Here is a 21,406-nt window from a genome sequence, read left to right as displayed (position 1 = left end):
TTTCAACGACTTGCTGTTATTTCGGAAAGGGCTAATAAACTGGCTTCACGGGGTGCGCTGTTTCGATACAGCACGGAGACTAAGCGGCGTTTCCCCATAATAAACCGGGGAACCATAATGGCCGACGACAGCCCTTCACTCGTCGACATCAGCCGGAAATTGACTTCGTCAAAAACCGCCTCGAAGGCACCAACCGGATGCTTTCCGCCAGCCGACCCCCGAAACCCAACCGCGGCGACGAACTGCACTGCCACGCCTACAGAAGGGGTAACGGCCAATGGAAAGGGATAAGCACGACGTTGTTGCCGGAATGCTGCAGCAGACTAGGGCGAAGTATCGGCAAGAGCAGGATGAGCAGGATTTAGCCAAGCTTCAAGCGCGTATCGGACGGATGGAGTGGCTCGATTTGACACGACGGAACCGCGGATGTCGCCGCATGAGGCGTCATTGAATTTGACGAAGTGATAAATGCCCCGCTCAAAGTACCGGCGTCTGCTGTCGGGCCCGAAGCATGCGTAATCGGGCGGTCCCACAAGAGGCGAGTGTCGATGGCCTTGGCGGATGACCCCCTCGATTTTCCGTTTATAGTAACCTGCGAATACAGGGGCCTTCACCACGCCTATTACCTGTCCAGCGTCGGAGCGGACGGCGTGGCGACCTACCATCACGCCGGACCGGCTTGCCGGAAAAATCACGATCGAGGGCCAGGCAAAGGCGCGTGGGGAAGACCAGGTTGGCACTTGTCTCGGCAAGACATTGACGGAACTGCGGGCGTTCGGCCAGGCGTTCGACGTCAAGCGATAGGAACGCGACCTCCTTCGGGTGGAACACATTGGGAGAGGTCCTTCGCAGAAGCGGTGTTGCCGTTCCACCTGCCGATTGTCGATGTGACACCCGACGCAGAGTTCGAGCTATAATGGGACGTTGCAGGTGAGGGGATCCGCGCACTGCTCTGCGCAGTTTAAACGATATCATGGTTCATAACCGCGGTCTCGGACGAGCCGGTATGATCGGAGCTCGACTTTTCATCGAACTCGGCATGGAGCCGGCGACCGCGACAAGGCAAGTGCGCGCCGTTCGTCCGGGGCAATCGAGACGCCGGATCAAGAAGACGACGTCTAGCGGCGCGGCTATCACGTCATCCACGGTGACCTGGAGTTGTCATATCAAGGCGATCCTGAGACCGGTGAACCGCTGGATGACGCACAAGCCGGGGCTTGGCGACTATCACAGACAATGCGTTCGCCTTCCTTTGCGCACGAGCACCACATTTGGGATGTAGACAACGTCAAATCCTGGCCGCCGATCAACGAAACCTGATCTCCTTCTTCTGCGGCGGTTCTCGAAATTTCTTCCACTTCATCGATCTGTTTGACGAGGTGTTCGTTCTCGACGTCGATGTGGTCACTTTGAAAATGCGGCTTGCGGAGCGACGAAAAGGTGACGTGCCGCCCGCCACATGCGTTGTGGTAATGTTGGGCAAAGTCATCCAGAAGATCTGCAAGGAGACGAGACAACCGCTGCGCCGCCGTCGTCGCGAGCGCGTGGTTATTCAGATGGTGAGATCAGGATCGAGCGGGTAAATTGGGCGAGGGACATTCCTGTAGGGACGTTTGTGTGCCTGCGGTGTCGAAAGCGCGCCGGAATCGCAGACGATAACTCGACCCGCGATCGGCTCAAAGGCAGCGCGGAAATGCTGCATCGACTTCAACGCCACGACGAATTTCTCTTCTGGAGTGATGCCGAATGCCTTGAACTGCTGCAGGTCCAGCATCTGGCCCCGCTCGGTCGTGACGAGAATGTCGATGTCGCCCACGCGAAAAACCACGGATTGGCCGAAGGAGAAATGCAGGCCACCGATCATCGGTCCGTCGCCGACGATGCTTCCGTCTGAAATCAGTCGGATCTCTCCAGTCAGCACGAGAGGGCCGCCGCCGAGCACTGGATCGCTTTTGCCGCCGATCGGCGCTGTGACGACGGACCCGACCGGATGGGCTGAAAGCGCATGAGCCGCCTCCGGATCGATGACCGGGCCGAACGTGGCGTTCTCCAGCGCCGCGTCGATCATCGCCTTGAGCAGGTTGGTCGCGTCGCCATAGGCTCCCGAACCCGGATTGTCTGCATAGTCGGCAATGATGAGCGGGCCGTTCGACGTATCGAAATCCTGTGCGATTTTTACCGCGTCTGCCACGTCCAGATAAACGTTTTCGGTCTGCATACGGACGTCCCAGATGACGTCGGCGATTCGTTCCGCAATCTCCCTTGCCCTCGTGGCCGCGCTGGGCTCGTCGGTATCGTAGGTAACGAGAACGGTCGGCCCGACGTCCCGAATGTCCGCTTCGCCGAAACCGGAATTGATCGATACAGCCAGAATGCCCGGCTCCGTTTCGTATTTCCGCGCCGCCTCGTAGAGCGGGACGATCGGCCCGGAATCGGAGCGTCCGCCGTTGACTTCATCCAGCATCGGTCGATGCGCGCGAAGTGTCGCCGGCCGAGTATTTCCGGCCATGGCGTTTTCCAAATGCCTTGCCGCCTGTTGGCCGGCGAGGCGCATATCGACATGCGGATAAGTTTTGTAGGAAACGATGATGTCCGCGTCGCGAACCATGTCGGGGGTCGCGTTGGCGTGCAGATCGAGCGTGATCGCGATAGGAATCTTGTCACCGACGAGGACACGGATACGCTTGAGCAGTTCGCCTTCGCCATCCTCGCAGAATTCGGTGACCATCGCGCCGTGCAGGCCCAGCAGGATGCCGTCGAGTGTGTCCCTCTTGGCTTCGACGGCTGCGCAGATGCGGTTCGCCACATAGTCGAAAGCCTCGCGGGAAACCTTGGAACCGGGCTCCGCATGCGCTGAGATCACGTGGCTGACTTGCCAGCCTGCCTCTCGTGCACCGTCGAGAAACCCAGCGAGTTCCGTGGGGGCGTCGCCTCGCTCGGCAATGGCGACATCACCTTCCTTGAGAAGATCCACCTCGAAGGCGCGAAGGTGCGTGAGGCCCTTCTTGAAGGTGTTGCTCTCATGGATGAATTCGGCGGTGAGAACGTGATGGCTCATGACGACCTCAAGGATCAAAGGGGATGAAAACAGGCGACACGGTGCCCATCCGGCCCGGTCTCCAACGTAGGGATTTCGCCGCCGCACCGTTCGGATGAACGGGGGCACCGCAAGGCGAACGCGCAGCCCTTCGGCAGGTTGAAGGGCGAGGCAATTTCGCCAACCAGGGGCACCACCTCCTTACGACGCACTGGATCGGGCACGAAATTGCTGTCCAGCAGGGCGCGGGTGTAGGGATGCCGCGGCTCGCTGGCTGGATCGGGCAGTTCTTCTACAATTGAGCCGAGATACATCACGACGATACGGTCGCAAAAATAGCGGACCAGCCCGAGGTCATGCGAAATGAAGATGTATGTGAGCCCGAACTCGGCCTTCAGGGCTTCCAGCAGCGAAATGATTTGCGCTTGGATTGAGACGTCCAGCGAGGCGGTCGGCTCGTCGAGAATGATCATCTGCGGGCTGAGCGCTAGCGCCCGGGCAATTCCAACCCGCTGGCGCTGTCCGCCGGATAGGTGGTGCGGATAGGCGTTCATCATTTGTAGTGGCAGGCCCACTTGCTGCAGCAGGGCTTCGATACGCCCTTCCGGCACCGCCAGCCCTTGTACTGCAAAGGGCTCGCGCAGGCATTCGGCGATGGTGAAACGTGGATCGAGGGAAGAATACGGATCCTGGAAAACCATCGCCATCCGCCGGCGCATCAGTCGCATTTCGCGGCGCGAAAGTTTGGGAAGTGCGGTACCGTCGAACCGTACCAAGCCACCGGTCGGTTCGATGAGGCGCAGCAGCAAGCGCGCAAGCGTGGATTTACCGCAGCCGCTTTCACCAACAATGCCGGTAACCGAGCCGCGCCTGACACTGAGATCGACCTCGCGGACGGCCATCATCCGGCTCGGTTTGGAAAACAGCCCGCCGCCTAGCTCGAAACTTTTGGAAAGCCCTTCCGTCGAGAGCAGGATTTCATCCATGGGCCGGTTCCTCCAGCGGATAGTGGCAGGCGACCGTTCCCCCTCCAGCAAGCAGAGACTGAACGGGCACGACGGTAGCGCAGCCCTTGCCCGCCCGTGCGCAGCGGGGATGGTAACGGCACCCGGCAGGATACTGGGCAACGCTAGGGACCGTTCCGGGTATACCGGTCAGACTGCCACGTGCCATGCCGGCTCGCGGAATGCAGTCAATCAGCGCCGCCGTATAGGGATGGGCCGGATGGGCGAAAAGCGGACCGACGGCGCGGGTTTCGGCCTGCCGCCCGGCATATAGCACTGCAACCCGATCGCAGACCTGCGCCACCACGCCCATGTCATGGGTGATCAGCATCAGCGCGACGTTCCGTTCTTTCACCAGCCGCGAAAGTATCGCGACGATCTGCGCCTGCACTGTGACGTCGAGCGCTGTGGTCGGCTCGTCGGCGACGATCAGATCGGGCTCGCCGGAAAGCGCCATGGCAATGACGATCCGCTGCTTCATGCCTCCCGAGAGCTGGTGCGGATAGGCATCGCAAAGCGCTGCGGCTTCCGGAATACGCAGTTGCGACAGTATGTCGATGGTGCGCCGCCGTGCATCCGCCGCCGAAAGCTTCAGGTGTAGCTTTGCCACGATGTCGATCTGGTTGCCGATCGTGTCGATGGGGTCCAGGGCAGTCATCGGATTCTGGGTGATGAACGCGATACGTTTGCCGCGTAGCGCCCGGAGCGACGGCTCCGGCATGCGGGCAAGATCGACGCCATCAAAGCGGATCGCGCCGCCCGACACCGTCCCGCCGATCCGAGCGAGAAGGCCCGTGACGGCCAGAGCTGTCAGGGACTTCCCGGAACCGCTTTCACCAACAAGGCCGAGGATTTCACCACGATCAACCGAAAAGCTCAGATCGGCGACCGGCGTGACTGCCGCAATGCGAATGGATAAGTTGTTTACTTCAAGCAGCATCGTCACACGTCCCGTATCCGGCTTCGGATATCGAGCGCGCGAACCAGCGCATCGCCGAAAAGGTTCACCGCGATAACGGTGCTGGCGACGGCAAGGCCTGGGAAGAGGATGATCCATGGCGCGCGGAAAAGTTGGGCAGTACCGGAGGACATCATCGCACCCCAACTCGGAGTTGGGGGCTGGGCACCGAGCCCGAAGAAGCCGAGCGTCGCTTCGAGAATGATGCCGTCTCCCGTGGCGAGCATGCCGGAAACGAGAACCGGCGCCAGCGAATTCGGCAGCAGATGGCGGAAGACGATGTGGCTGTCGCGCGCCCCCAGGCTGCGGGCTGCCTCGATATAGGTTTCGTTGCGGATGGCCATGATCTGTGCCCGGGTAAGCCGGGTGAACTGGGCGAGATAGGCGACGCCGATAGCTGCCATCGTGCCGGTTACCCCCGGTCCGATGATTGCGACCAGGAATAGGGCTACGAGGATCTCGGGAAACGACCAGGTGAGATCGACGACGACGGAGACGGCGCGATCCAGCCAGCCGCCGAAATATCCTGCCGTCGCGCCGAGAACCATGCCGGTGATCACTGAAATGCCGATGGCGATTGCCGAGACCGTCAGTGAAGTGCGGGCTCCGTAGAGGATGCGGGTTAGTAGGTCGCGGCCGAATTCATCGGTGCCGAGAAGGTGCGTACCGTCCGGCGCCCGAAATGCATCGGTGAGATTCTGGATGTCGTAGTGATAGCCGGTGAGCCATGGCGCGAGCACTGCCCCGGAGATGACCAGCAGCAGCCAGCCTCCCGATAGCGCGCCCTTCCGCGACCGAAGTGCGCGTTCGATTGCGCCCTGTTGCCGCGGTGCGGCCTGCGTTTGTGTGAAAAGGGTCATCTGAGGGCAGCTCTTACGCGAGGATCCATCATTGCCTGCAGCAAGTCGCCAATCAGCGTACCGAGCATGACGGCCATGGCCAGCATCAACAGGCAGGCCTGAACGACTGGATAATCATGTTGATTGATTGATTTGATCAGTAGTGTGCCGAGTCCAGGTCTTGCAAAGACCACCTCTACCGTGACTGCGCCGCCGAGGATCCAGCCGATGCGAAGCGCTAGAATAGTGATGACGGGCATCAGCGCGTGACGAAGCACGTGGCGGATCTGGATGCGCCACGGATGAAGACCCTTGGCATGCAGCAGGGTGATAAAATCCTTCTGCATCACGTCCAGCATCGCGACCCGGGTTACGCGGGCGACCAGCGCCGTTCCGCCGAGACCGACCGTCAGCACCGGCAGCACCAGCGAGCTCCAGCCGCGGGCTCCCGAAACGGGGAACCAACCAAGCTCCACCGAGAAGGCGAGGATCAGCAACAGCCCGAGCCAGAAACTCGGAAGCGTAGAGCCAAGCAGCACGCCGCCCATGATTGCCTGATCGACCACGGTGTCCCGCTTACTCGCGGCGATGAACCCAAGCGAGACGCCAACGATGGTAGAGAACGCGAGGGCCAGCGCGCCAAGCAGCAAGGAGTAGGGCAGGGCCTGCCCCACGAGATCGGAAACCGGCCGCCGGGCAACGATGGCGTCGCCGAGATCTCCGGTAAGGAGACGACCCAGCCATAGCGCGTACTGCTCGAAGAGCGGCTTATCGAGGCCATAGCGTTCCGCTATGACCTCTTTCTGGGCTGGGCTCGATCCCACCTTGACGAGATTGTCGATCGGGTCCCCCGGGATCAGATGGATGATCAGGAAGACCACCACCGACACCGCGAGAAACACGGGCACCAGCATAGCCAGCCGTTTGATGACGTAACCGAGCATAGTGCCCATTCCCCTAGCCTGCCGAAGCCTAGTTGATGACTTCGGTGTCCATGATCGCCGCTGCCTGATACTGCGGCGAATTGATGGTTTCTGGAACCTTCAGGCGGTCCTTGTTGTATCCGACATTCTGCACCGGCTGGTAGATTGGTGCCATCGGGAACTGTGACAGGACGTATTCATGGTAGGCCGTGAAGTTCTTCACGCGTTCTTCCATGTTTGCGGAGCCGGATATTGCCTTCTTGCGCAATTCCTCAGCCTTTGGGTCGTTGAACATCGAGACATTCGGGTAACCAAGGCGATCGCCGCCGAAGAACCAGTCGATGATATCGGCATTGTCCCAGAGATAGCCGCGAACAGCGATCTGCTGCTTGCCGCTCTTGTACTGGTCACGGATCGCCGAGCTGTCGAACGTGGTAATTTCGGCGTCCATTCCGACCGCCTTGAGTTGTGCCTGCACAACCTCGGTCAGGCGGCGGAAGCCGGTGTCGCTCTGGGTCCATAGAGTGACCTTGAGGGGCTTGCCGTCCTTGACGCGAATACCATCAGGGCCCATCTTCCAGCCGGCTTCATCGAGCGCCGCCTTGGCGCGATCCGGATTGTAGCTGATCTTGTACTGGTCAGCGACCTTCGATTCCGCCAGCGAGGAGATCAGGAACGTATCGGCCGCAGCGCCCTCGCCGCTATAGATCGATGCCAGGATTTCCTTCTGGTTGATCGCCTTCGCAGCGCCCTCGCGTACCTTGATATCATTGAAGGGCTCGGCCTTAACGTTCATCGGCATGTAGAGCACTTCCTGGCCCGGCAGGGTCAGAACGCCGACATTCTTCTCCTTGGCGAGTTCGCCGAGATAATCGGTGGGAACGCTGAGTAGCATATCGACGCCGCCGGTCTTCAATTCGAGGAATGCAGTGGAATCCTCTGCAATTTCACGGAAGGTGATCCTCGCGATCTTGCCTGGGCCGGTATTTTTCGAGAGTTCGGAGCCCCACTTATAGTCGTCGTTGCGGACGAGAACGGTTTCCTGGCCGACGGTGAAGCTTTCAAGCTTGTAGGGGCCGGTGCCGATGGCTTCGGTGACGCCGAATTTGTCGCCGAGAGCCGCGTAGGCCTTCGCCTCGACGACGCCCATGAACAGGCTCGACAAGTTGTAGAGAATGTTCGGATCCGGATGCTTCATCTCAAACTTGACGGTGTTCTCGTCCACCACATCGACCTTGTCGATCGCCTCGGTCAAATAGGCGTTGTCGGTGCCGGCAAAGAGCGCCAGCCAAGCCTTTACGGCTTCGGCGTTAAAGGGCTCGCCATTGTGGAACTTGACGTCCTTCCTTAGGTGGAACACCCAGGATTTGCCATCAGCGGCTTCTTCCCAGCTTTCTGCCAGGTGCGGATGGTATTTCGACTGGTTGTCCCGCTCGACCAAGCGGTCATAGATCAGCGATGTCGCGCCATTGAGGTTCGATGCCTTGGGCGGGTTGTATGTGGGAGCGCCGACATCCGCCGCCTTGATGACGAAAGTTGCCTCCTGCGCTTCGGCTTCGGCCCCGAAACCGGCGGCGAAAGGCGCCATAGTACACAGGCATACCCCGGCAGCCAGCAGGGCGGTACGAAAATTCAGTATCATTGCTGTTCCTCCTAGAGATTGTTTGTAGTCAGCTTTCAGGCCCGCTCCGGTCACCGGCATGACCGATCATGCGGTGATAAAGCGACGATACTTTCATCAGGCGATCCTCGACCTCGGCGCCAAGCGCCTGGAAAACGCCGTTGACCATCAGGGAAATCAGGCTCGACATGGCTGGGGTCGTGTCCCAGAACTGGTTGAGGTTGGTCTGGACGGTGAGCATCTCGTTCACGAGGCCTCGACCCCAGTCGCAATAGGGATCGGTAATCAACGTCACAGGTATGCCTATCTCGCTCGCCTCGACCGCGAGCCGCCATGTAAGCCGCGAGTAGCGGCGTCCATCAATCAAGACAAGGCAGGTGCTGGCTGGGTCGGACAGCAGGATTTCAGCGAAGTGTCCGCCTGCGAGATCAGCCATATGGACGCCATCGCGAAGATACTGCAAGTTATGCGCGAGGTCATAGGCGTGATGACGCTCGGTTTGGAAGCCCGCGACATAAACGTTTTTGCAATGGGCAATCCGCGCGACTGCACGCTCGAATTCTTCGGTGCCGGCGAGCTCGTAGACCGCCACAAGAGCCGCGATCTCGAGCTCGAGAGCCTTTGCAAGTTCCGCCTTGCCCATGGAGGATCTCTGGTGGAAGTCGCGAAGCCGGTCACCGATCAGCCAGGCGCGGTCGCCAAGATCAGACTGCAACAGGCTCTTCAGTTCGCGGAAGTGCGCAAGACCTATCGACTTGCAATAGCGGCCAATGCTGGCCTCGCTGACGCCAATTTTTTGGGCGATGGACGAAGCGGTCTCAAACGGCAAGCTATTGATATTGCTTAGGATATAGTTGGCGATGGCGTTTTCTGTGCGTGTTGCGCCCTCCAGGCTTGCAGAAACCTTGCGGTGCAATTCGCTTTCTGAAATCCCGGGTTCTTCCACGCCGCCCCTCCCTGAGCTGCGCCCCTTGCTGGGGGTCACCAAACACATCTGACATATATATTTCATTTAAGCAATAATGTAAAAAAAGTTTCATTTCTTGCTGGCCGGGGGTTGCGTTTGCTTTCCAACGGACATCAGATACGGCAAAAGGTAGCCATTCCGGGAGAACCGAATGCCATCAGTGGCCCAACACGCGCTCAAGATAGACGGTGCCGAGCTTCGCCTAGTGCGGCTCGAATTGCTGACGCCCTTCACAATCTCCACGGGAACAATGCACGAAAAGATCATTCCGCTGCTGATCCTGCGATCGGGAGGGCTTGAGGGTTATTCGGAAGGGGTGATGGATCCGCTGCCCGACTATCTCGATGAGCAGATCCCCGGCGCGATGGCGCTCCTGCGAGAGGTGCTGCTGCCGCAGGTGACCGGCGCGACATTTGAAAACCCGCAAGCGTTGGAGCCGTTGCTAGCACCGTGGCGCGGCCACCAGATGACCAAGGCGATGGTGGAGATGGCGTTCTGGGACCTCTGGGCGAAGTCACTTGGCCTGCCGATAAAGATCCTTCTCGGCGGATCCGGCGATGCCATTGATGTCGGCGTTTCCCTCGGGATCGGCCCCGTTGCCGAAACCCTCAGCCGGGTCGCCTCCCATGTCGAGCAGGGCTACAAGCGCATCAAGCTGAAGATCAAGCCGGGCCATGACGCAGCCTTGGTCGCTGCCGTCAGAGGCGAATTTCCCGATGTTGCGCTGAGCGTCGATGCCAACAGTGCCTATACGCTCGCCGATACCGGCAAGCTACAAAAGCTTGACGGCTACGGTCTCGACTATATCGAACAGCCGCTGGCCTGGAACGACATTCAGGATCATGCGACCCTGCAGCAGCGGATTTCGACGCCAGTTTGCCTTGATGAAAGCATTCGCAGTGTAAAGGATGCCCGCAAGGCGCTGCAGATCGATGCGGGACGAGTCATCAATATCAAGGTCGGCCGCCTCGGCGGCTATCTCGAAAGCCTGCGCGCCCATGATCTGTGCGCTGCCTTCGAGGTACCGGTCTGGTGTGGTGGGATGCTGGAATCCGGGATTGGCCGCGCCCACAACATTCACTTGTCGACGCTTCCAAATTTCACGAAACCGGGCGACACGTCCTCCGCCAGCCGCTATTTCGCTCGCGACCTTATTCAAGAAAAGCTCGAGGCGGTCGGGGGCCGCATGCCCGTTCCCGAAGGGCATGGCATAGGTGTGACCCCGGACTGGACCTTCATCGATAGCATCACCTTGTCCACGGAGAGCTTTTCGGGATGACGACAATTGAATATCGCCCTCTCGGAGGCCTTGTCGAATTCAAGGCGGCCGAAGCTTTGCAACGGGCAGTTTGGGGTGAAGGCGACAAGGAAGATCCCTTTGATCTGCTAATGGTCGTTCAGGGGCAGGGCGGGCTAGTCGGCGGGGCATTCGTCCATGGCCGTCTCATGGGCTTCGTATTCGGGTTCCCGACCCGTCATTCGGATGTTCAGTATTCCCATCGGCTCGCCGTGCTGCCGGAAGCGCGCGGCCTCGGTCTTGGGCTTGGGCTCAAGCGGTTTCAGAGGCAGTGGTGCATAGATAACGGCATCCGCTGCGTTCGCTGGACCTACGATCCACTGCGGGTCGCCAATGCCGCCCTGAACATTCGTGCGCTAGGCGCGGAGGCTTCGACCTATCACTGCGATTTCTACGGGGAGATGGAAGGCATTAACAAAGGCGCACCATCCGATCGCCTACAGGTGGACTGGATCCTTGACAATCCCGTCGCAGTTCGCCGTGTGGAGGGCGACCGCACTCCGCTTGAATACGCGCCCGACAACGCGCGGATGATTGAAATACCGGAGCATTTCGAACGCCTGCTTTCGAGCGATCCTGATCGGGCGACAGAGATCCGACTTGAAACTCGGTCCATCTTTTTACGAGCACTGTCCGATGGTTACGTGGTGAGGGATTTCGACCCGTCGAGGCGCTGCTATCTTCTCACGCCTACTGCATAACCACGAAAAAAGAGAATCTTGGGATCGCTTTCTTCGCCAGGCCTGCTTCTACTGGGTAATCCTAGACACGACGCCAGAAGATCCGTCGAGTCCTGCAATCGGCTGCCGTTGCAAAACTGCATTATATTTAAATTAAGTGAGCAATTTCAATATGGTGCGGACGACGGGGGTCGAACCCGTATGACAGAAGTCGAGGGATTTTAAGTCACAAGGCCGCACTGACCCAGTTATCCAATCCTGACTACGTTCTCATTTCGAAATATTGTCATTGCCCAAGAGAAAATGCCCGTCCGTTTCATCTGAAATGGGCTTATTTTCGGAATTAATTTAAAAGACGCTATAAATCAGATGGTTGAAGTGGCACGCCCTAGGGGAGTCGAACCCCTCTTCCCAGAATGAAAATCTGTTTTCAGCCATTGTCAGCGCGTGCCGCAGCAAGACAATACTGCCCCCGCTATTGATTTCATTAAAAAATTGGCTGACATCTTCTGTTAAGACGCGCAAGAACCTGCCGCGTTGAGTTGCCCCCGGCTTGCCCCCGAAAGCCCCCGCTTTGCCCGGAACAAGGAACTGGCCTCCGTGAAATTGACCCCCGACTTTTTGAAAACCGTTCAGCCACAACAAGGAAAGCGTCTTGAATTCCGCGACGACGAAGAGCGCGGGCTTATCTTCCGGGTGACGGAGAAGGGGTCTAAATCCTGGTCCATCCGTTACGCCGCTGCGACCGGCGAACAGCGCCGGGAAACCTATCAGTATCCCGAAATCGGCTTGTCCCGCGCCCGCGAGCTATGCCGCAAGTTGAAAGGGCAGGTGACTGAGGGTCGCGACGTTGCGGGCGAACGCCAGAAAGCGAAAGCCGAAGTCGAGCGGGCTCAGAAGGACCGGCTTACCCTTGTCGCTGAATCGTATTTCGCCGCTTGCCTGCTTGGTACCCAACGCATCGGTTCGAAGGTCAAGCCGAAGTCAGAAACGACGATGGCCGAAGAGAAGCGCGTATGGGCGACCGACCTTGAACCGAAATTCGGCAAGCGGCCGGTCACGTCTTTGACCAACCGAGAGATCGGCGACTATATCGGGGAGTTGACTGCCGCTGCGCCATCGAAGGGCCGCAACGCCCATAGGCTGCTTCGGCAACTTCTCAACTATGCGATCATTCGCGGGATCATTCAAAATAACCCCGCCGACCGGGTGGCAGTTGTTGCCATTGGCGAGAGAAAGCGGTTCCTTTCGGACCCCGAAATCAAGGCCATGTGGGATTTGCTTGGCGATATCGAGGCGCGCGAGGAAATTCAGATCGGCGACGAAATGGGGTTACTGCTGCAATTCCTCATGCTTTGCCCGCTGAGGGTGAAAGAGATTGCCGGGATGCGTTGGGAGGAAATCGACCGGGGGCAGAAAACCTTGACGGTTCCCGCCGCGAGAATGAAAGGCAAGCGCATTCATGTAGCGCCGCTGTCGCCCGGCGCCCTTGCCCTGTTGGACCGCGCCAAGCAGGTTATTGGCTGTGACACCTACGTATTCGCTTCCCCGATTACTGGCGCGCCCTTGGCGCGCCAAAGCATCGCCCATGCGTTCGCGCGAGCGGTAAAGCATTTGAAGTTTGCCGAGCGGGCAACCCCTCACGACCTAAGGCGGACAGCGACGACGAACTTGACGATGAAGGAGCGTATCGGCGTTCCCCGCGATATCGCCAAGCTTCTTTTGGCGCACGCCGATCACGACATGACGGGCAAGCACTATGACATGAACGACTACCTGCCGGAGAAACGCCATGCGGCAGACGCGTGGGGGAGGCTGGTCGCAACGATTGTTACGGGCGGCAAGATCATAAGATTTCCCGCCAGTAAGAGATTTTAGTAGCGCTCTAATTCTCGGGCCAGCTTATTGTAGCAGTACTATAACTTACTGAATTTGAACGGAAATATCTGAAGTTTTATAATTATTTCTCTTTACACAATCTACCGCCAAAGCCATCATTGGCGCTCCCTGACTTTACAAGACAATGTAAGGAGCAAGTGATGGTAGGCGAAAGAATACTCCGTCCCGTGGTAGCCGCCGAACGGCTTGGAATCAGCATTCGTACGCTCTACCGCGAGGTCGCAGCCGGAAACATTCCGCGCGGTATTCCCATTACAGACCATGCGCAAGGCTGGCGAGAGAGTGTCATCGATCGTGTCATTGCTGACCGGGAGGCGGGTCGTAGAGTGACGGCCGCCGAAGACATTGCCGACCCAACGGCAAGGCGCGGACCGGGAAGACCCCGCAAAATTCCGCATTCACAAGCCGCAGAATAGCAAATGCCGCCGGGGGAAACCGACAGCACCGAGCGTACGAAGTCTGATGAAACACTAAGCTGAACTCTAGCGGCGCTTAAAAAATAGCAGGCGATATTTATAGCGCAGCTTTAAGTTACTGATATATATCATAAAGTTGGAATGACGCTGTTGCGCTTATTGTAGCGCGGCGTAAATTGTCATGAGCGAATGGCAACGCGGCCCGCTGAAAGGAAAACCGGGCTTGCGTGAACAAACCCGGCCGGGAGAAAAATAGAAAACTTGCGTGAACAGCAAGGAAAATAAGCCCCCCGGCCGCGAAGCGCAAGCCCACTTTTTGTGAGGCTATTGCGCCATGCCGCTTTCGATTTCCAAACTGCCAGCGTTTCTGAGTCCCCCTTTCGAAGGGGAGGGGGCGCTATGAGCCGCCATCTTGGATTTCTAAGAGACTGGAATCCGCAACGGAAAACGCGGGCGCTGCTCGATCAGGTCAAAGACGTTATTGCCGAATACGAAACGTTCGGCCCGCTCACCATTCGGCAAATCTTCTATCGCCTGGTAGCAACATGCGACTTTCCGAAAACAGAACAGGGCTATGAGCGGCTGGTTTCCCTGCTTGGAAACGCCCGGCGGGCCGAGGTAATCCCTTTTTCGGCAATCCGCGACGACGGTAACGCGGAAGCTGGCGGCGGCGGCTATTGGTCGCTTCAAGGCTTCATTGGCAGCTTGTCCAGCAAGGTTGACTGCTTTCGATTGGCCCGCGATAGCGGCCAGCCTTTCCGGGTTATCGTTCAGTGCGAATCCGCCGGAATGGTTCCCATGGTTGCCGATATGGTCGCGCCGTTCGGGGCGCGGGTTCGCAGCGCCAGCGGCTTTGACAGCATTACATTCAAGCATGACTTGGCCCGCGAACTGGCCGATTGGCATATTTTCCGGCATGGCGTGATTTTGCATATTGGCGATTACGACCCATCCGGCGAACATATCTTTTCGTCGCTAAAAGCCGACGTTCTGGCATTCCTTGCCGACATGATAGACGGCGACCCGGCCAAGCTGGTGACAATCAATCGCATCGGAATAACGCCCGACCAGATACGCATTTTGAACCTGATAACTGCCCCGGCGAAAGCCAAGGACAACCGCGCCTTTAATGGCGTTGACGGCGACCCAACGGCAACCGTTCAGGCGGAATCCCTCTCACCCGACATTCTCGCCGCAATCGTGACTCAGGCGGTTCGCCGCTATTGGGACGACAGCCTGGGCGACAGCCTGGACAAACGCCAAGCGGCCGAACGCGCGCAACTGAAAAGCTGGTGGGCGTCTTGCCCGTTCTTGACGTTAGAGGAGTCCGATAATGGCAATGACTGAAACCACCCTTTGCCGGAGCCGCGACGAGATCAAGAAGGCGAGGCGGGTAGCCAAGCGGCGGTTCCCGCGCAAGGGCGATTCCACCGTCAAAGTGTTTGACGCCATAATTGGCCATCTGAATTACCAGACGTTCAATTGCTTTCCATCGGGCAAAACGCTGGCCGACGAAATCGGGGTTTCCGAAAAGACAGTAAAGCGGGCGCGGCTGAAACTGGCCGACGCCGAGCTACTGGAAACCGAATACCGGCATCTCAGGAATGGCAATCGAACGTCGTCAATGTATCGGATTCATAACCCGGAACGGAAAATAGAGGCGGTAGAGGCGGCAAGGGCGGAGCCGAAAACAACCGACGATACCCAATATCGGGCCGCCGATTGGTTCGCGGACGAAGCCCCGAAACAGCCCGAAAACGAAGCGAATTTGTCCCTTGGTCAAACGCGAATTTGTCCCTTGGTGACCCCCGATTTTGTCCCTTGGCGTCTCTATACAGCCTGTAACCCAGACTCTAACCAAGAGAAGATTAACCTTTCCCCCAAACCCCAAAAAGGTTCGGGACGCCGCAAGCGGCGCGGGGGGAGAGATGATTTCCGGCTTTCCAACGATTTTCAGATTTTCGAAAAACAGGTTGCAGCGGTTGCAGACGATATCGACGCCGAGGATATCGCGGCCGTCTTCCGGCATAGGCTTCGACAGCGCCGAAGCGTTTGCGAGGAAGCGGCGGGCCGGTTCGTTCGTTGCCTGGAATCGTGGCCAGACCCGGCGGGGCGACTTACCGACATGGCCGATAGGGGCTTTGGCGAACCGGGATTGCCGCCAGTTGCCCGGCCGCTTTCGGAATTCCGCCAGCGCCAGAACTACATGAAAGCCCAACTAGACGCCGAACTGAAAGGCCGGCCTCCTGGAACGCCCGGAACCTTCCACTGGCTCGAAGATTTTGGCGCCGACGACGATTTCATTTCTGACCCCGTCGCTGAACTTGAGGCGAGGGAGGCGCGCAAGTTCGCCCGCGACAACGGATTGCCCCCGCCGCCGCCAGCGCGGCGCGAACGGGTTTTCAATACCGGCGCCCGGCAGAGCTTTGACATCGAGATTCGCGCCGAAGCCGGCGCACTCGATCTCGATCGAACCGAATGGGGGAGGGCGTCATGAAGCCGTTGACCCTTCATTGCCGGATTACCGACGCCACCGGCGAGGCGTCATGCGGGCCTTGGCAAATCGGCCCCGGCGCCGAATGGCAGAGCGTTGACGGCAAGGAACTTGCCGGAGCTCTCAGGGCGGCGGCCGACCGGCTGGAATCGGTAATCGCTTACATCGAGGGGGAAGCGGCGGGCCATGCCGGTTTCAGCGCGGCGTCGGCTTCGCCAGCGTTTCGCGCAAAGTCTCAAGCGCCTTGACGGTTTGATAGGCCGGTTGCCGGCCGTCGCCTACCGCCAGCCGCCAGACTGTCATGCGCGATATTCCGGCCCGCTGCGCGATTTCGCTTCGCGTCAAGCCGGCGCTCTCGAGCCCGGTAATCAATGCCTGGTACATTTCGGGGTCGCTCATGGCGCCGAATATAGCAAATCCGCCGAGGAGGGCGACCAATGAGCAAGGGGCCGGGACGGATAGACCAACGCATTGCCGAGCTTTTCGCGGCAACCCGCGACCGCGCGCTTTCCATCGATGAAATCACTGATAACGCCTCTTGCGATTGGCCGAAGATCAGGGCTAACTTTAGAAGCCCTTCAAAAGGTCCGCTCCCGGCCGCGAACCAGAGGGTTTGGCACGGTATGGCATGGCGAGGCGAGGTTTCCGACCGGGGAAACTTCAACTCAAATCCCCTTCAAAGGAGGATAAGCCATGAAACAGAACGTTATTGATCTGAACCGAGTGTTTAACCAGTCGGTTTCCGCATTGCAGCAAAGGGCCAAAGCATTGGGTTATTCGATCCGACGCGCCCACCCTCAAAACTACTTGCGGAATGGACAACAGGCAGTTTGGATTGTGGTTGGCGATCAAGGCTTGCGCACAATATCTCCCCATCGTTCACTTGTGGACGTTGCGGAGTATCTGGCGCTAGTCGAGCGTCGTGACCTTCAATAGCGCGAATAAGGAAGCCGCTGGGAAACTGGCGGCTTTCCTTTTGGTGGGCGTCGATCACCTTCGTCCTCGAACGTGAGATGGGGGGCGGGTCAGGGCTAGATCCAGCCTTCGCCCATATCCGCAAGGCGTGACAGCAAGCGACCAAGGAATGGGCATCGATACCCGCAACAGCGCCCGCGCGCGCCTACGGCCCGCTATGGCCCGATACGAAACCATGCTTCCCAAACCCTACCCAACATGTCGAAGCCGTTGCGAATGGGTTGCAACGCGCAGACCGCCGCGCAAGGGAAATAAAACAGATATTCCGCCCGTTCCGAGGTGGGCCATGACGCTATGCGGAGACCGCATGCATTTGGTTCGAACGCCGGAAATCTCGCGTCGCCGCGAGGTTTTGATTTCATCGATGCGCGGGAGGGTTGCACCCTCCGGGGCGGGGAGGTCCAAAACCCGGACCCCGCCCTCGCTCTGACCGCCCCCTCTACCTCGCGCGCAATTTCGCGATAAATTTTTTGCCGGTCCATCGCCAAAAATGGCCCCTTTTTAAGGGGATGCAACCGCCAGTTAATCGGCTTTCTCAGGACATAAATCGGCGCGACCTATGCGTAAAATCATAGCTACGCTACAAGTTGCCCCTCTATTGCATATCTTCCAAGGCAAGCGCATGATTCCCAAGCCGTGGGTAAGTGGAAAGCGCGCTGACAGGCCAGCGACAGGTTGCAAGCCACTTGCCCCTAAAAATTTAGGGGAATTCTATGAGCGACTTGGCAAAAATCAGCGCCCAACTTCATTCCGTCAAAGAACTTTGCATCGGCCTATCCCGCGCCTTTCGCGACAGCAAGCAGCAACAGCGCCGCCCGCCAGACATGGGCAGCCGCGTTATTCGCGCCATGGCCGCCGAGGCTAGAGCCGTCGCGTTCCAGCAAGACCTCCAAACCTACGTTTTCAACGTCTACCCGGAAGCCCAAGCCGAACGCATTCTGGAAACCAGACGCGACCCGGCGGGCGCCATGAAGGCGGCGACAAACCCGGCAATGACGACCGTAGCCGGTTGGGCGTCCGAACTGGTTTCAATAGCAACCGTCGCCCCGCCGGTGGTTCTGGCGCCAACCGCCGCGCTTTCCCAAATTGCCGTTCGGCCGGCTGTCCTGGCTATCGATTTGGCGGCCGGCATTATCCGCCTTCCCGGCTTGACGCCCGGCGATTTCGCCGGCGGCTTCGTTGGCGAAAACGAGCCGATACCGGTTGCCAAAGGCGCAATCAGCGGCGCGACAATCACGCCGCACAAAGCGGCGGTAATCTCCACCTACAGCCGCGAACTGGCGAAATCGTCCAGCTTTGAAATGATCCTTCGCGCCGGTATCAACGCCGACCTTGGCCAGACAATCGACAAGGCGTTTCTAGGTTCGGGCGCCGCGACAGCCGCGCAACCGGCCGGCCTTCTGTTCGGGGTTGCTCCCTTGGCCGCAAGTACCGAAACCGGCGCCGCCGGGGTTGGCGAAGACCTGTCAGCGTTGGCAAGCGCCATTCCTGCGAGCGCCGATTTGATATTTATTTCCCGGCCGGAAACCCGGTTCCGGGCGCAACTATTTGCGCCTGGCGCGCTTGCCGGCAACTGGATTGATAGCGCCGCCGTAGCAGCCAACCAGATTATCGCGGTTGACGTCGCAAGCTTGGCGGTTGGCTTCGACGGCTTCGAATTTTCCGTTGTTGAATCGGCCGTCGAAGTCTTGGAGGATGGGACGGTTCCGGCCTTCGCGACCCAGCAGACCTATTCGTCTTGGCAAATGGCCCTAATCGGCATGCGTTGCCTTTGCGACGTAACTTGGGGGCTTCGGGCCGCCGGCCGCGTCGCGCATATCGACGCGATTGCATGGTAAACGCGCCATGGATCAGAAACACCCCGTCATCATGGTTCCGAAGGGCTTCAATGAAGCGCTGGAAGCGGTGTTGCCGCTGATCCTGCAGGACGAACGCGAAAAGACGGAAGCCAGAATCAAGAAGGTGGTTGCCGATATTAATATTTCCCTCAGACAGGCGGCCGAAATGTTTGACGAACAAGACGCGGCAATAAGCGAGCTTCGCGCCGAACTGGCGGCGGCGAAACCGAAGACAAAGAAGGTTTCAAAGGAGGCCGGGCAATGAGCCTTGCACGCTACTATCGCGACCTTGCCACGCTGGCGGCCGAAGCTTGCGACAAATTCGAAGCCAGCCAGCCAAAACCGAACGCTGACGTTCTCCTGGATTTCTACGACGAGGTGGCAACCTCGATGATTAACAGCCTTCGGCATGTGCTTGAGACTACCAGCGCCACCCGCAAGAAAATGGCGGCCGGGGACGTCGCCGCCGACCCGTTGCGCCTACACTGATGTAGTTCATGTGAATCTGCCATGCTGAGCGTCGCGGCAGGGCAATGGCAGATAGGCGGGCGGCGGCGCTGCTTGGGGCGGTGTCGCCCGTCGCCAATCATGCGGAGATTGAGAACCAGAGCGCAAGAAGCTGTTCGAAAGGGTGAGTGCGCGGTCGCAAGCCATGATCACCATTTTACGAGATAGGCGCTGATTGGCGGCCAGCCACCAGCGCTTTCCGGCCGAGGCGTTGTCGCCTATCGGCCCAAAAGCGGCAGATTCCTATTGGACCAATTCTATCTCGCTGGGCCGCCACTCTTTCGTGAAGAACGTCTCCAACGGGCTGTAGAGCCGCAGGATCGTGAACCAGCCCTTTGCGGGATCGGTCTGAATCCAGTTTCCCTCGCTGACCCCTTCCGGCTTCTTCGGGCCAAAATACACCACCGTCGAGCCGTCTGAGGCTGATACGGCGGCGGGTGTCGGGTAGCTCTGGCTGCCCGCGCGGGGATACCGCTGCGGCGTATCGAGCATCGAGCGCGACTGGTTGTCGTAGACGGTAAAGGACCAGAATTTCCCGGCAGGAATGTTTGCGGGCAAGGAGACCTTGTAGGTCTTGTTGCCGTCAAAGTACTCGCCCTTGGAATCCACGGTCTGGATAAGATACTGCGAGCCGATGTCGGTGAGCCGCATAATCATGGCTGGCGTGATGAAGGTGTATCCGAAGAACATGGCCGTGCGCACGTTCAATGTGCGAGCCCCGGTTGGTGGATTGACGGAAATCGCTCCTTCCGGGCTGACCTCTGGCGGCGGGGTCTCCATGTCATAGCCGCCAAGGAAAAGCGGGTTGAACCATGTCGAGTTCGGGTAATAGTAGCCGCCATCCGACGGACGCCACTTGAAGTTCAGGGTCCGCGCCGCAGCGTTTCCGATGGCCGCCGCATCGGTCAGGATTTTCTTCATCCGCGCGTCCGGAGCAAACGGCTTTCCCTTGACGATACCAATGGCCGCAAGCGACCCCATGATTTCCGGATCGAGCGCTCCCACCGGTTCCTTCTGAACAACGTCGTTCAGCATCTCGAAGTAGCTGAAGTCGCTTGGCGGTATCGTGTTGATGACCTTGCCCGTCCCTTCGGTGAACTTGACCGGCTCCTTGGGGCGAAGAAACTCCCAGTCGAGCTTGTAGTCCGGCGTTCGGGCCAGCGTCGCCTTTCCCTGCAGAGCCGAGCCGATGCTGGTGCCGTAGCCGCCAGGAAGATAGGGGTAGACCTTGAGGGTCTTCTTGATCTGCGCCGCAACTGGCTTTGGGTCGTCCTTTTCAAGGAACGACCGCCCAAGCAACGTGGCCCGGGTCGTGCGCATTTTCTGCACGAAGTAGCCGCTTTCAGGCAGCTCGCCCTTGTAGCCGGGCGGCACGAACAAATACCTGCCTCCCTCGCCACGGTCGGGACCGGGCAGACCGAAGTCGGTGATCCACTGGAACCACATGTCGTCGACCACGCCAAGCGAGAGCGGCGGCGTCTCAACGACAATCGGCCCGTCGGTGACATCAAGGTTTACCCAGAAGTAGATGGTGTCTGCGTTCGCCGTCAGGAAGCGGGACTTGGCATCCATCAACTCGGAGAAGATCAGGGCGGTGTTGTTGGCGACACCCACATCCTGCACACCCTTGAAGATGGCAGCCACGGAAGCGCCCTGGTAGGCATTCACGAAGGCTTCGACGCCGTGCATGAGGTCGAGGTAATCATAGGCCTTCTGCACCGTCTCCTTGCTCGGCGCACCGTCCTTGTAATTCAAGGTACCGATGCTGCTTTCAACGGTGTCGGGGGTCACGACTTCTTTCGGCAGCTTGCCGCCGTCTTGAGCGTACGAACTTGACACGGCAGTCGCACACAGCAGAGCCATGGCGATGAGGTTCTGTCGTCGGGCGATCTTCATGATATTCCCTCTCCATGCCAACTCAGTGGCTAATCTTCGCAATCGCACTCTCAGT

The 21,406-nt window shown here is 58.8% G+C and carries 19 protein-coding genes, 1 tRNA gene and 1 pseudogene; 11 read left to right on the top strand and 10 right to left on the bottom strand.

Translation table 11 applies throughout. The annotated features are described in order from the left end of the window. Positions 1-1,122: 1,122 nt before the first annotated feature. A pseudogene (locus AC1D2R_RS26750) lies at positions 1,123-1,433 on the top strand (nucleoside kinase); the annotation flags it as partial. A 119-nt stretch (positions 1,434-1,552) separates the two neighbouring features. Here the strand turns inward: AC1D2R_RS26750 and AC1D2R_RS26745 are convergent. From AC1D2R_RS26745 to AC1D2R_RS26715, 7 genes are read right to left on the bottom strand one after another with little or no spacing between them, the layout of a single operon-like run. After that, the gene (locus AC1D2R_RS26745; RefSeq protein ID WP_477972105.1) at positions 1,553-3,058 is read right to left on the bottom strand and encodes a M81 family metallopeptidase; all 1,506 of its coding nucleotides are present in this window, start codon (positions 3,056-3,058) and stop codon (positions 1,553-1,555) included. Between the two features lie 14 nt (positions 3,059-3,072). Beyond that, positions 3,073-4,023, bottom strand: coding sequence for an ABC transporter ATP-binding protein (locus tag AC1D2R_RS26740; protein WP_477972103.1), 951 nt, complete (start codon positions 4,021-4,023; stop codon positions 3,073-3,075). Next, complete coding sequence (locus AC1D2R_RS26735) at positions 4,016-4,981, bottom strand: ABC transporter ATP-binding protein (RefSeq protein ID WP_477972101.1); 966 nt, start codon at positions 4,979-4,981, stop codon at positions 4,016-4,018. Before AC1D2R_RS26735 ends, AC1D2R_RS26740 begins: the two co-directional genes overlap by 8 nt. 2 nt (positions 4,982-4,983) lie before the next feature. Beyond that, complete coding sequence (locus tag AC1D2R_RS26730; RefSeq protein WP_477972099.1) at positions 4,984-5,859, bottom strand: ABC transporter permease; 876 nt, start codon at positions 5,857-5,859, stop codon at positions 4,984-4,986. Next, positions 5,856-6,791, bottom strand: coding sequence for an ABC transporter permease (locus AC1D2R_RS26725; protein WP_477972097.1), 936 nt, complete (start codon positions 6,789-6,791; stop codon positions 5,856-5,858). Before AC1D2R_RS26725 ends, AC1D2R_RS26730 begins: the two co-directional genes overlap by 4 nt. A gap of 19 nt (positions 6,792-6,810) precedes the next feature. Continuing rightward, positions 6,811-8,403: an ABC transporter substrate-binding protein gene (locus AC1D2R_RS26720; protein ID WP_477972095.1), complete on the bottom strand. Its 1,593-nt coding sequence runs from the start codon at positions 8,401-8,403 to the stop codon at positions 6,811-6,813. 28 nt (positions 8,404-8,431) lie between these two features. Then, positions 8,432-9,328, bottom strand: a complete 897-nt coding sequence (locus tag AC1D2R_RS26715) for a MurR/RpiR family transcriptional regulator (RefSeq protein WP_477972093.1) — start codon at positions 9,326-9,328, stop codon at positions 8,432-8,434. A gap of 172 nt (positions 9,329-9,500) precedes the next feature. On the opposite strand from AC1D2R_RS26715, the gene menC reads away from it, so the two are divergent. Continuing rightward, the gene (menC, locus tag AC1D2R_RS26710) at positions 9,501-10,628 is read left to right on the top strand and encodes an o-succinylbenzoate synthase (protein WP_477972091.1); all 1,128 of its coding nucleotides are present in this window, start codon (positions 9,501-9,503) and stop codon (positions 10,626-10,628) included. Continuing rightward, positions 10,625-11,347 carry a GNAT family N-acetyltransferase gene (locus AC1D2R_RS26705; RefSeq protein ID WP_477972089.1) on the top strand — a complete coding sequence of 241 codons (723 nt, stop codon included), beginning with the start codon at positions 10,625-10,627 and terminating at the stop codon, positions 11,345-11,347. Before menC ends, AC1D2R_RS26705 begins: the two co-directional genes overlap by 4 nt. A gap of 358 nt (positions 11,348-11,705) precedes the next feature. Here AC1D2R_RS26705 and AC1D2R_RS26700 read toward each other — a convergent pair. Next, positions 11,706-11,775: transfer RNA gene (locus AC1D2R_RS26700), tRNA-Ser, on the bottom strand. A 151-nt stretch (positions 11,776-11,926) separates the two neighbouring features. On the opposite strand from AC1D2R_RS26700, the gene AC1D2R_RS26695 reads away from it, so the two are divergent. From AC1D2R_RS26695 to AC1D2R_RS26680, 4 genes are all read left to right on the top strand, one after another. Beyond that, on the top strand, positions 11,927-13,204 hold the full coding sequence (locus tag AC1D2R_RS26695) for a tyrosine-type recombinase/integrase (protein WP_477972087.1): 1,278 nt from the start codon (positions 11,927-11,929) through the stop codon (positions 13,202-13,204). 161 nt (positions 13,205-13,365) lie between these two features. Then, complete coding sequence (locus AC1D2R_RS26690) at positions 13,366-13,641, top strand: helix-turn-helix transcriptional regulator (RefSeq protein ID WP_477972085.1); 276 nt, start codon at positions 13,366-13,368, stop codon at positions 13,639-13,641. A 399-nt stretch (positions 13,642-14,040) separates the two neighbouring features. Continuing rightward, a complete protein-coding gene (locus AC1D2R_RS26685) occupies positions 14,041-14,988 on the top strand; it encodes a hypothetical protein (protein ID WP_477972083.1) in 948 nt (315 codons plus the stop codon). Continuing rightward, entirely contained in the window at positions 14,975-16,138 is a 1,164-nt protein-coding gene (locus tag AC1D2R_RS26680) for a helix-turn-helix domain-containing protein (protein WP_477972081.1), read from the top strand. Before AC1D2R_RS26685 ends, AC1D2R_RS26680 begins: the two co-directional genes overlap by 14 nt. 192 nt (positions 16,139-16,330) lie before the next feature. Here the strand turns inward: AC1D2R_RS26680 and AC1D2R_RS26675 are convergent, their stop codons facing one another. Then, the gene (locus AC1D2R_RS26675; RefSeq protein ID WP_477972079.1) at positions 16,331-16,534 is read right to left on the bottom strand and encodes a helix-turn-helix domain-containing protein; all 204 of its coding nucleotides are present in this window, start codon (positions 16,532-16,534) and stop codon (positions 16,331-16,333) included. Between the two features lie 294 nt (positions 16,535-16,828). On the opposite strand from AC1D2R_RS26675, the gene AC1D2R_RS26670 reads away from it, so the two are divergent. The 4 genes from AC1D2R_RS26670 to AC1D2R_RS26655 all read left to right on the top strand — a co-directional run bounded on the left by AC1D2R_RS26670 (position 16,829) and on the right by AC1D2R_RS26655 (position 19,437). Then, the gene (locus tag AC1D2R_RS26670) at positions 16,829-17,071 is read left to right on the top strand and encodes a hypothetical protein (RefSeq protein ID WP_477972077.1); all 243 of its coding nucleotides are present in this window, start codon (positions 16,829-16,831) and stop codon (positions 17,069-17,071) included. Between the two features lie 752 nt (positions 17,072-17,823). Next, positions 17,824-18,948 carry a phage major capsid family protein gene (locus AC1D2R_RS26665; protein WP_057472037.1) on the top strand — a complete coding sequence of 375 codons (1,125 nt, stop codon included), beginning with the start codon at positions 17,824-17,826 and terminating at the stop codon, positions 18,946-18,948. Positions 18,949-18,955: 7 nt separating this feature from the next. Then, positions 18,956-19,213, top strand: a complete 258-nt coding sequence (locus AC1D2R_RS26660; RefSeq protein WP_477972074.1) for a hypothetical protein — start codon at positions 18,956-18,958, stop codon at positions 19,211-19,213. Next, positions 19,210-19,437, top strand: a complete 228-nt coding sequence (locus tag AC1D2R_RS26655; RefSeq protein ID WP_057472035.1) for a hypothetical protein — start codon at positions 19,210-19,212, stop codon at positions 19,435-19,437. Before AC1D2R_RS26660 ends, AC1D2R_RS26655 begins: the two co-directional genes overlap by 4 nt. A 261-nt stretch (positions 19,438-19,698) precedes the next feature. Here AC1D2R_RS26655 and AC1D2R_RS26650 read toward each other — a convergent pair whose 3' ends face one another. After that, positions 19,699-21,351: a DUF1254 domain-containing protein gene (locus AC1D2R_RS26650; RefSeq protein WP_477972072.1), complete on the bottom strand. Its 1,653-nt coding sequence runs from the start codon at positions 21,349-21,351 to the stop codon at positions 19,699-19,701. Between the last annotated feature and the right edge of the window lie 55 nt (positions 21,352-21,406).

This window comes from Rhizobium sp. P1_C7 (assembly GCF_056406295.1).
This window is presented reverse-complemented; position numbering and strand designations above follow the sequence as displayed.

Excerpts from the sequence above, each read along its gene's own strand:
- AC1D2R_RS26745 (WP_477972105.1), bottom strand. The coding sequence starts at position 3,058 with ATGAGCCATCACGTTCTCACCGCCGAATTCATCCATGAGAGCAACACC.
- AC1D2R_RS26740 (WP_477972103.1), bottom strand. The coding sequence starts at position 4,023 with ATGGATGAAATCCTGCTCTCGACGGAAGGGCTTTCCAAAAGTTTCGAG.
- AC1D2R_RS26735 (WP_477972101.1), bottom strand. The coding sequence starts at position 4,981 with ATGCTGCTTGAAGTAAACAACTTATCCATTCGCATTGCGGCAGTCACG.
- AC1D2R_RS26730 (WP_477972099.1), bottom strand. The coding sequence starts at position 5,859 with ATGACCCTTTTCACACAAACGCAGGCCGCACCGCGGCAACAGGGCGCA.
- AC1D2R_RS26725 (WP_477972097.1), bottom strand. The coding sequence starts at position 6,791 with ATGGGCACTATGCTCGGTTACGTCATCAAACGGCTGGCTATGCTGGTG.
- AC1D2R_RS26720 (WP_477972095.1), bottom strand. The coding sequence starts at position 8,403 with ATGATACTGAATTTTCGTACCGCCCTGCTGGCTGCCGGGGTATGCCTG.
- menC (WP_477972091.1), top strand. The coding sequence starts at position 9,501 with ATGCCATCAGTGGCCCAACACGCGCTCAAGATAGACGGTGCCGAGCTT.
- AC1D2R_RS26705 (WP_477972089.1), top strand. The coding sequence starts at position 10,625 with ATGACGACAATTGAATATCGCCCTCTCGGAGGCCTTGTCGAATTCAAG.
- AC1D2R_RS26690 (WP_477972085.1), top strand. The coding sequence starts at position 13,366 with ATGGTAGGCGAAAGAATACTCCGTCCCGTGGTAGCCGCCGAACGGCTT.
- AC1D2R_RS26685 (WP_477972083.1), top strand. The coding sequence starts at position 14,041 with ATGAGCCGCCATCTTGGATTTCTAAGAGACTGGAATCCGCAACGGAAA.
- AC1D2R_RS26680 (WP_477972081.1), top strand. The coding sequence starts at position 14,975 with ATGGCAATGACTGAAACCACCCTTTGCCGGAGCCGCGACGAGATCAAG.
- AC1D2R_RS26675 (WP_477972079.1), bottom strand. The coding sequence starts at position 16,534 with ATGAGCGACCCCGAAATGTACCAGGCATTGATTACCGGGCTCGAGAGC.
- AC1D2R_RS26670 (WP_477972077.1), top strand. The coding sequence starts at position 16,829 with ATGAAACAGAACGTTATTGATCTGAACCGAGTGTTTAACCAGTCGGTT.
- AC1D2R_RS26665 (WP_057472037.1), top strand. The coding sequence starts at position 17,824 with ATGAGCGACTTGGCAAAAATCAGCGCCCAACTTCATTCCGTCAAAGAA.
- AC1D2R_RS26660 (WP_477972074.1), top strand. The coding sequence starts at position 18,956 with ATGGATCAGAAACACCCCGTCATCATGGTTCCGAAGGGCTTCAATGAA.
- AC1D2R_RS26655 (WP_057472035.1), top strand. The coding sequence starts at position 19,210 with ATGAGCCTTGCACGCTACTATCGCGACCTTGCCACGCTGGCGGCCGAA.
- AC1D2R_RS26650 (WP_477972072.1), bottom strand. The coding sequence starts at position 21,351 with ATGAAGATCGCCCGACGACAGAACCTCATCGCCATGGCTCTGCTGTGT.